The sequence below is a fragment of the Actinomycetospora rhizophila genome, from assembly GCF_042657905.1.
GTDB lineage: Bacteria > Actinomycetota > Actinomycetes > Mycobacteriales > Pseudonocardiaceae > Actinomycetospora > Actinomycetospora rhizophila.
Genome location: NZ_JBHSKG010000038.1, coordinates 1 through 1478 on the forward strand (window position 1 = coordinate 1; position 1478 = coordinate 1478).

The 1478-nt window shown below is 77.3% G+C and carries 2 protein-coding genes and 1 pseudogene; 1 reads left to right on the forward strand and 2 read right to left on the reverse strand.

Features of this window, described 5'->3' with window-relative positions; translation table 11 throughout:
* Positions 1–455: hypothetical protein (locus tag ACFPK1_RS32975; protein ID WP_378025158.1), on the reverse strand; the 455-nt coding region annotated here is incomplete at its 3' end.
* Positions 456–578: 123 nt separating this feature from the next.
* Here ACFPK1_RS32975 and ACFPK1_RS32980 point away from each other — a divergent pair.
* Positions 579–1355 (forward strand): (2Fe-2S)-binding protein, encoded by a 777-nt coding sequence (locus tag ACFPK1_RS32980; protein WP_378025159.1) that lies wholly within the window; start codon positions 579–581, stop codon positions 1353–1355.
* On the opposite strand, the pseudogene ACFPK1_RS32985 reads toward ACFPK1_RS32980, so the two are convergent.
* A pseudogene (locus ACFPK1_RS32985) lies at positions 1352–1478 on the reverse strand (IS630 family transposase); the annotation flags it as partial. The gene ACFPK1_RS32980 and the pseudogene ACFPK1_RS32985 overlap by 4 nt on opposite strands.

Genomic DNA, 1478 nt, shown 5'->3' on the forward strand with positions numbered 1-1478 from the left:
CGGGCGCCGGCGGCGACCGCCGCAGCCCCGACCGGCAGGAACACGGTGCCCGCCTCCGCGACCACCTGGTCGCCGCGGTCGTCGAGCAGGGCGTGCCGCCCGGTCGGGGTGCGGTCGTCGCGCTGCGGCGCGGTCGGTGCCGTGCGCGGCAGGCGGCGGAACAGGGCCAGGAGCAGCAGCGTCCAGGACACGACCTGCAGCAGGATCACGACGAAGCCCAGCACGCTGGACAGCGGCAGCAGGGTCTCCGGGGTGAGGCCGAGGCCGAACGACGTCGCGGCGACGAGGAAGGTCGAGAGGAGGACCACCACGAGCTGCACGGCCAGCCCGGCGATCGCCGGCGTCGCCACGGCGGGCAGGTCCCGCCGGCGCAGCACGGCCACCACGAGGCCCACGACGACGGGGACACCGACGGGGAGCGAGGCCGCGGCGAGACGAACGCCGGAGTCGAGCATGGCGACGAACCTAACCGAAGCGACCCGAACGGCGGAGGACCGACCTCCCGGAACCCGGCAGACCGGACCCGCGCCCGGTGGCCGCCCGTGCCCCCGGAGGCCACGTCCGCCAGCATGGGGGCGGTGAGCAGCGAGACGACCCGCCGGCGGGTCACCGACACCGGACGCGTCCGGACGGTCCTCGCCGAGTCGGACGCCGTCGACGGCTTCTTCGCGATCTCCACGCGGGCGGCCGAGGGCGCCGACCCCTCGTGGCGCCCGCTCGCGACCCTGCTGGCCGTGCCGGCCGCCGGCCCCGACCCGGTCGAGGAGCGGCTCGCCGCGGTGGCCGACGGGCTCGGCGCGGACCGGCGGATCGCGGCGTCCCTGCTCGGCCAGTCCCTGGTCTCGCGGTCGGTGTCGGTGCTGCTCGCCTGCGCGGCGGCCGGCGTGCTGCCCGACCTCTCGCCCGCCACGGTGCTGCACGCGCGTCCGTGGGCCGGCGGCCCGATCCCGCTGTGGGTCGACCCCGAGCGGCTCAGCGGCGTCGAGATCGGGGCGCCCGACGACCCGGAGGCCGCCGCGGTGCTCGCCCGCGCGCTGGCCGAGGAGCACGTGGCGCCGCTGGTCGCCGCCCTCCGGGCGCGCGCCTCGGTGTCCGCGCGGGTGCTGTGGGGGAACGCGGCGGGGGCGCTCGGCGGGGCCGTCCGGGTGCTCGGGGCCGCGCGCCCCGACCGGCACGCCGCGGCCCTCGCGCTCGCCCGCGGCGTGCTCGCCCACGAGCCGTTCGCGGGCCTCGGGCGCTTCGTCCCCGAGCCCGAGCACCCCAGCGGGCTGGGGTTCCGGCGCACGACGTGCTGCCTGTACTACCGCGTCCCCGGCGGCGGGACCTGCGGCGACTGCGTGCTGCAGGGCCGCTAGTGTCCTGAGTCAGAAATTCGCCGGCAGTAGTTGGCGATGCTGTCGAGGATCTCGTCGGCGGTCTTGGTCCAGACGTAGGGCTTGGGGTCGTCGTTCCAGGCCTTGATCCAGGCGCGGATGTCG